This is a genomic window from Butyrivibrio sp. (genome assembly GCF_017635265.1).
GTDB lineage: Bacteria > Bacillota > Clostridia > Lachnospirales > Lachnospiraceae > Butyrivibrio.
This window is the reverse complement of record NZ_JAGBLU010000037.1, coordinates 1-6766: the sequence shown is the minus strand read 5'-3', so window position 1 is coordinate 6766 and position 6766 is coordinate 1. Positions and strand designations below refer to the sequence as shown.

13 protein-coding genes are annotated in these 6766 nt (G+C 39.2%); 5 read left to right on the top strand and 8 right to left on the bottom strand.

Translation table 11 applies throughout. The annotated features are described in order from the left end of the window. Together J6O61_RS05260 and J6O61_RS05255 are read right to left on the bottom strand one after the other, a co-directional pair. Nucleotides 1-770 (bottom strand): transporter substrate-binding domain-containing protein (locus tag J6O61_RS05260; protein WP_292210463.1); only part of this gene is annotated, 770 nt, incomplete at its 3' end. A gap of 179 nt (nucleotides 771-949) precedes the next feature. Beyond that, the gene (locus tag J6O61_RS05255) at nucleotides 950-1177 is read right to left on the bottom strand and encodes a hypothetical protein (protein ID WP_292210460.1); all 228 of its coding nucleotides are present in this window, start codon (nucleotides 1175-1177) and stop codon (nucleotides 950-952) included. 247 nt (nucleotides 1178-1424) lie between these two features. Here J6O61_RS05255 and J6O61_RS05250 point away from each other — a divergent pair, with 247 nt between their 5' ends. Both J6O61_RS05250 and J6O61_RS05245 read left to right on the top strand, forming a co-directional pair. Then, entirely contained in the window at nucleotides 1425-1838 is a 414-nt protein-coding gene (locus J6O61_RS05250) for a hypothetical protein (protein ID WP_292210458.1), read from the top strand. A 41-nt stretch (nucleotides 1839-1879) separates the two neighbouring features. After that, nucleotides 1880-2101, top strand: coding sequence for a hypothetical protein (locus J6O61_RS05245; protein ID WP_292210456.1), 222 nt, complete (start codon nucleotides 1880-1882; stop codon nucleotides 2099-2101). 24 nt (nucleotides 2102-2125) lie between these two features. On the opposite strand, the gene J6O61_RS05240 is transcribed toward J6O61_RS05245, so the two are convergent. The 3 genes from J6O61_RS05240 to J6O61_RS05230 all read right to left on the bottom strand — a co-directional run bounded on the left by J6O61_RS05240 (nucleotide 2126) and on the right by J6O61_RS05230 (nucleotide 3215). Then, nucleotides 2126-2467 (bottom strand): iron chaperone, encoded by a 342-nt coding sequence (locus J6O61_RS05240; protein ID WP_292210454.1) that lies wholly within the window; start codon nucleotides 2465-2467, stop codon nucleotides 2126-2128. 130 nt (nucleotides 2468-2597) lie between these two features. Next, a complete protein-coding gene (locus J6O61_RS05235) occupies nucleotides 2598-2969 on the bottom strand; it encodes a response regulator (protein WP_292210452.1) in 372 nt (123 codons plus the stop codon). 15 nt (nucleotides 2970-2984) lie between these two features. Then, nucleotides 2985-3215, bottom strand: a complete 231-nt coding sequence (locus J6O61_RS05230) for a hypothetical protein (protein ID WP_292210449.1) — start codon at nucleotides 3213-3215, stop codon at nucleotides 2985-2987. 487 nt (nucleotides 3216-3702) lie between these two features. Between J6O61_RS05230 and J6O61_RS05225 the strand changes: the two genes are divergently transcribed. Together J6O61_RS05225 and J6O61_RS05220 are read left to right on the top strand one after the other, a co-directional pair. Beyond that, nucleotides 3703-3858 carry a hypothetical protein gene (locus J6O61_RS05225; protein WP_292210446.1) on the top strand — a complete coding sequence of 52 codons (156 nt, stop codon included), beginning with the start codon at nucleotides 3703-3705 and terminating at the stop codon, nucleotides 3856-3858. 6 nt (nucleotides 3859-3864) lie between these two features. Continuing rightward, entirely contained in the window at nucleotides 3865-4062 is a 198-nt protein-coding gene (locus J6O61_RS05220; RefSeq protein ID WP_292210444.1) for a hypothetical protein, read from the top strand. Between the two features lie 177 nt (nucleotides 4063-4239). Here the strand turns inward: J6O61_RS05220 and J6O61_RS05215 are convergent, their stop codons facing one another. Continuing rightward, nucleotides 4240-4731, bottom strand: a complete 492-nt coding sequence (locus tag J6O61_RS05215; protein ID WP_292210443.1) for a DUF1836 domain-containing protein — start codon at nucleotides 4729-4731, stop codon at nucleotides 4240-4242. Nucleotides 4732-4935: 204 nt separating this feature from the next. Here J6O61_RS05215 and trhA point away from each other — a divergent pair, with 204 nt between their 5' ends. Then, nucleotides 4936-5634, top strand: a complete 699-nt coding sequence (trhA, locus tag J6O61_RS05210; protein WP_292210441.1) for a PAQR family membrane homeostasis protein TrhA — start codon at nucleotides 4936-4938, stop codon at nucleotides 5632-5634. A gap of 139 nt (nucleotides 5635-5773) precedes the next feature. On the opposite strand, the gene J6O61_RS19570 is transcribed toward trhA, so the two are convergent. Further along, the gene (locus J6O61_RS19570) at nucleotides 5774-5881 is read right to left on the bottom strand and encodes a zinc ribbon domain-containing protein (RefSeq protein WP_292210466.1); all 108 of its coding nucleotides are present in this window, start codon (nucleotides 5879-5881) and stop codon (nucleotides 5774-5776) included. Nucleotides 5882-6115: 234 nt separating this feature from the next. Continuing rightward, the coding region (locus tag J6O61_RS05200; protein ID WP_442861697.1) for a transposase at nucleotides 6116-6766 on the bottom strand (651 nt) is incomplete at its 5' end.

Below are 6766 nucleotides of genomic sequence, written 5' to 3'. Positions count from 1 at the left end.
GTAGTATAATCAAGGGCTATAGCCTGCTTTTTGGTTTCAGGAATAGCCGCTATTCCTTCGTTTAGAAGTTCAATGCGTTTTCTTCCCTCGGGGGTTTCAAGAGTTCCGGCACGAAAATCCATTGAAAACATGGCAGAAGGCTGTACTTTAAGGTCTTTATAGGATGGCTTTTGAAGCACATAGCTCCACGTATATGAGTTATGTAAAAGTGCATCTACCTCTTCATTTCTAAGTGCCTTAATGCAATCAGCCATGGAATCGTAAAGAGATATCGTTATTCCAGGGTATAACTGCTTTACAGTTTCTGCTACTCCGCCCTGTGATTTGAGCATACCTACTCTTATAGTATTTATGTCTGAAATAGAGTGCTTGTCTGTAGTTACAATGGTAAATGGGGTCTGGATGAGATTGTCTGATACGATGGTTGCCTGACCAGATGCGCTTGAAACAGCACTTCCAAAGGGCATAACAAGATCGTACTCAGTATTATCAAGAGCTTCCTTAAGATTTGATTCACTTATTGCTTTAAATGTGACATTGAAACCAGCTTCCTTGGCAGCGGATTCCATAAGATCAACGCCGATTCCAACAATCTCCCCGGTGTCTTTGTTTATATAAAACATAGGACATCTGTCTATAGGCACACCTATTGTAAGTTCTTTATCAGGGGAATCAGACGATGCAAGAACAGGCATGATAAAAACACCTAGAGATATCACCAGGAAAAGGATAGCTATGCTGATAGAAGTATAGATCCTTTGAGAATTCATAATACACATGCCTTACCAATATTATTATACTTTAGAGGTATCCATACTTAATTCTAACATTTTTTATATAAAAATTTGATTAATTATGAATAACATATCGATGAACATTGAACTGCAACTATGAGCCTTCAATAAAAAAGCTTCACTACATTTCTGCAGTGAAGCCTATTAGTCCATATTTAGTTAAATGCCTGCCTTCCTACTATCCTGTAGCTTTTATTCCACTTCTGCTCTACACCTCTCCAGCTGTAAGTGAGTTCACCATTCGGATAAAGGCAGATCGACTTCGATGTTATCTCAGAAGGATTATCTTTAGAGTCATAATATGCTCCGCCACTTGCCCTTTGGGACATCTTTTTGTAAATGAAACCATCAATAGTTATTACTTCCGGAAACTGTGTGATCATGATCACTCTCCATTGGAATAAATAAGGTTTACGGGTTTCTTATACATAATATTGTAGTACCATCATTGTTATAATACAAGATGGTGTATTTATTCATTTTTAATATAAGGACAATATCCTTCACGTATTCGCTAAAAAAGGAAAATAAGCTAGCTTATCACACTGCATCTGTCATATATTTTCAATTTCCCTTGTTCTACTATGATATTAGCAAGAGTCCACCCTGGATGTTTACGGAGGAACAATTATGTATGATGTAAGAACAAGAGAAATTCAGGAAGCGATTGGAGCTGCTGATGTGGCACTTAACCATCTCGAAAGGGCAAAAAGAAGCCTTTCCAGCGCAAGCGGATGGGGATTATTTGATACTCTCGGCGGCGGATTTATCAGTGGTCTTATTAAGCATGGCAAAATGAGCGATGCCGAACATGAGATAAATGAAGCAAAGAAGGCATTATCCAGATTTTCAAAGGAACTTCGCGACGTGGATGGTTATTCATCAGTTCACATTAACGGATTCCTTACCTTTGGAGATCTCTTTTGCGATGGCTTTTTAATGGATGTAATAGTCCAGTCCCAGATTGGGAAGGCCAAGAGGGAATGCGAAAACGCAATCTCTCAGGTCACAAAAATACGCAACGACCTAAAGAGAATGCTTTAATTTGTTTTACTATAATTTTGTATTTGAAGGGGATTACGCAGATGAAAAAATTAGAATCACAAATTGCAGAGTATGTTGGGAATTATACGCGCAAACACGGCTTTCCTCCGACTGTAGAGGAACTTATAAACACCTTTGGAGTCTTACATATCATGTACGTGATGTTTTATGTTTTAAGCCTATATAGGATTGGCATGATCAGGAACTCACTGTTCTTTGGAACGGGTAATCTTCAGCTCATTACAATGCAGGCAAGTAGGTGAGGGGGCTTTTAAGCCCTTTCTCTTTTATTCCACAGCATTTTTCTCGTAGCTCCACTTTGCAATATCTGCAATAAGTTCATAAGGAATGTCTTTATTATATGGAAACTGGATTGCGCCTTTGCTGGTATTATAAGCAGCAAGTCTGTCTTCGAATGCTTCGATTGCCTCAGGGCCAGGATAAATGCCAAGATGACTCTTTGCAGGCGCAAAGTGTATTATGTTTTTTCCCTTTCTGAATGTCGGCATATTCCAGGAAATACACTCTTCTGCATCAGGTATGGCTTCTCTGATTGTTTTATATACTTCAATAAGAATCTCTTTAATCTCGGAATCAGACTGTAGGTTTATAAAATCAATGATTTTCATGCACTATACCTCTCCAATAAGCATTTCAAGGGCAACGTTCATTATTTAACAACTAAAACCCGGTATTTGTCAATAAAAAACTCCCCCGCTTCAAAACAGCGGAGGAGTAAATTTATTGTTGATAGCTGCTTCATGACTTACGGTCTTCTGTGCAACTTTTTATTGCACTTAGAATCTCAGATTTTTGATATGGCTTGGTAACAAAGCCATCAGCTCCATACTTTTCAGCTTCATCCCTCATTTCTTTCTGTCCTTCAGCCGATAGAATTATCACCTTAACTTCAGGATTGTGCTCTTTCATCAGCTTTAATGCCTCTATTCCATTCATTTGAGGCATAGAAACATCTAGAGTGACGACATCAGGAGCTGTTTTTTGAAATTCTTCATAGCCTTCTTTGCCATTTACAGCTTCGCCAATCACTTCGAAACCTTCAGTTTCCAGTATATTTCTAAGCAATTTGCGATTAACCGGAGAATCGTCAACAATAATCACACTTGCCATAAGCTCACCTTGCAATCAGTCTTCCTGCGGATCCAAGTATACTTCTGAGATATACTTCTCAATTTCAGCATATCCCTTTTCGCCAATTCCCTTTACACTTCCAAGTGTACCCCTGTTGTATGTGTGTATTAAGGCGAAAACATCGGTTATATTACTTCTTCGAAGAGCCCAGTATGTCCTGTTGCAGAAGCCACATGTCTCAATCGCTCTTTCTTTATATATATTCTTTTCTGTGATTCTTCTCACTCTCATTCCCTCTTACATAAGACTCCAAAAGCATTATATCAACGGAATATAAACACGCGATAAACGCTATATTATTTATTGATTAATCTTTTAGCCCGGAGAATCCTTGAATATACTGTGTCTTTTCAGGCAGAAGTTCATACTTTTTTAATCTTAGTCAGCCGCCTACCACTATGTCTTATATCCTTAATACTCTTTTTATCATTTCTTTATATCATGAACAGTTATAAGACACATTTTTGTACTAACATAATCGGAAAAGGTTGAATGATATCCAGGAGGGTCCCAAATGAAGAATAAAGAAATGCCAATTTATTAGGCGAACTCCAAAAACTATAAATACTATAAGATTCCGCGGGAAATATATAGATGCAGATATTTTAAAATCGAAAATAAGAAACATCCTTACTGCGACGGCATTTGCCGGCGGACTTGCTGCCATTGGAGGCATCATCATTTTCTAAAATTTGTACGAGAGGGATTTTTTATGAATTGCAAAAAATGCGGTGAAGAAATGACGAAAATCACAGATAAAGGAATGACCGGGTATATCTGCCTCCACTGTGGAAGCAGCTTTGTACCCCAAAATGAAAGTGATAAAGTTGATTCCAAATGTGATTCAGCTTCCGATAAAAGGGGATAATCTGATATGAGTTCTGAAAGCAAAAACAATCACGACGATAAGGGTAAACTCTATGCTGGTGCAACTGCACTTATATCTGTATTGGCAGTACCAGTAACCATTCTGGCAGGACTACTATTGTCAAATAAGCACAAAAATAAAAGCTCTTTAGTCAGGGGCTTTTGTCTTACTTTTTTGATGCTGTCGCCAACTGCTATGAAATAGCACTGCTTATTTGGCGAAGCTAATGGTTTTCTTCTAATGTAAAACATCCTATAATCCGATATAGATAGTAGAAAGGAGGAAGATATCCGATGAATAATCTTCCAAAAAGATGAAGTACCGTCACTGCGGCAGGCTCCCGGTGGCGGTACTTTTTTGATATGGCGGGTTTGCTTCGAGTCATTTCAAAAGCTTTCCGTCTTCCGTTGTAAGCTGCTTAAATATCTTGTCCAAATAGATCTTATGCGCAATGGTTATGGAGATATTCCTCGAAATCTGCTTTAGCTCAGACCCGGAAGTTTTTGCCGCAATCTCCCTGTTCTCAAATACTGCCTTGAGCACAGAAGGAAACTCCTCCCGAAAGTATTCATACGCAGTCTTAACATCACAGCTCTCCTTCAGCAGCCTTATCATAACTGCTACGTCATCAAGTGAGAGAACGTTTTTTGCCATGGCTATATAGATAAGGCAGGCAATCTGGTCGCGGCTGTACTGCTTCCTCACAGGATTGTCCACAATTCCCTTTTTTACATAATTACTGATCATGGATCCGGTTAAATCTGCTTCTCCTAAAGGTGCAAGCACCTCATTTATATACTTTGAAACCTGTTCAAGAAAAAGCCCAACACCAGGTATCTCGCTATACTGTGGCAGTGAAAAATCTATATCCATCAAATTATTCTCCTTGTAAAATCAAAACATCGATACATCATGCGGTCCTTAAAAAACCATGAATATAATATCATATTCCATGATGAGTATTCAATATGTTGCGACGAGTTTTCGAAAAACTCTTGACAAGTTATCCGAATATCTCTATCATGTTCTTAATCGGTTTTTCAAAATCCGATGTGAGGATATTAGGAGGTCGATATTATGGTTAGCGTAACCACAAACCCATCACTTAATATTGATAGAATCGATCCTTGCCAACTGTTAAAGGAACCTGTTAGCTGTCTTACCCATGCCATTGCCTGTGTTGCAGCTGTATTTGCATCTCCTGCTCTTCTTATTCATGCTGCAGGTCACATGGCCGGTCAAGGAAAGCTTATCTCTTTGGCAATATTCATGCTCAGCATGATCCTACTCTACGGAGCCAGTGCTACCTATCATGCTGTATGGTTTGAGGGTGAAGCCGGGATGGTCTTTAAGCGCATTGACCACATGATGATCTTTGTACTCATAGCTGGCAGTTATACACCAGTCTGCATCTGCGCTCTTGGGAGCACCGGGAAATATATGCTGACCACCGTCTGGATATTGGCCTTTGCAGGAATGATATTTAAGCTGTTCTGGGTGACATGTCCAAAATGGCTGTCTTCTGTGATGTATATCAGTATTGGCTGGATTGTTGTATTCGCTTTGCCACAGCTGATTACAAACGTGAACTTAACTTGTTTTTCCTGGCTCCTGGCAGGTGGAATAATGTACACCATCGGTGGAGTAATCTATGCACTTAAGCTGATAAAGTTCAACTCCCGGAATTCACTATGGGGTTCACACGAGATCTTCCACCTCTTTGTTATGGCCGGAAGCCTTTGTCACTATATTTCTATGTTTTACCTATTCACGTGAACTACCACGCACCTAAAGGTACGTGGCTTCCTGCTTCAACCACTACTGCGCAGGCTACAAATTTACTGTAACGATGCGTCTTACACAATGTCCACAGGTGTTATGTTCGGGTGGTTCCCACCCTACAGTATTATATAGCCTACGCTAATTGTAATATACGAAGGCCTTCGTTTTTGATATTAATGGCAGCGTTAAGATCTCGGTCAATGGTGAGGCCACAATCACATTTGTAGACACGCTGCTTGATAGTAAAACTAAATTCTACATAGCGAAAACCTAGGAATTATGCAGATTTTAATTCTACTTTTTCTCTCTTATCAATAGTTAAAAATTAGTATATAATGCCTTCATAGTCACATTTTTTAAGTTTTTCTGCATACCTAACAGGCATCTGGAAAAAAGTGTGCAGGACTAAATTCCACATGCCTTTGGTGAAAGACTAAATTCTATGCAGTGAAACTTGCCTGTGTGATCTATGGTTTTATTTTACTAATGCTGGTATCAGGGTTACATCATCTGCAGGTATCTCCTTGAGACCTAATGCTTGGTGTAGCCTGTTATCCAGCAGTAAAAGCGATATCTCATACGGACTGTGTCCGTTCAACATATCCCTTTTCTCGCTGTTGATGTGGTTAAGAAGTAGCAGCGTCTTTGCATCGTCCATCTTTTCGAAAGAAGACTTCTTAGGCAGTACATACCGGATATACTCGTGATTCTTTTCTAATGCACCTTTTTGATCTGAGCGATTAGGATCACAGTAATATATTCTTGTTCGGATTTCGCCATACTGGTCAGCTTCAAGTATTTCAGGATATTGGAATTCACTGCCGTTATCAGTAAGTATTACTTCAAAGAGTTTTTGAAACAGTTCTATACCAAGTGCTTCAGTTAAATAATCAAAAACTCTTAGAACCTCCGCCTGAGTCTGCTCTTTGAGCAGGAACATGAGCATAAGGTTACAGCTTCTGAACAACATAGTCAGAAAACAGGGCTTGGTTCCTTTTCTGCCTTCAACAGTATCCATTTCAACTATGTTTACCGGATGCTCTTTCTCAATAAAAGCGAGAAAGTCTTTGTAAGTACGGCCTTTTCTGAATGCTCTTTCCTTAATTGGAGTTTCCGTGGAACTTTT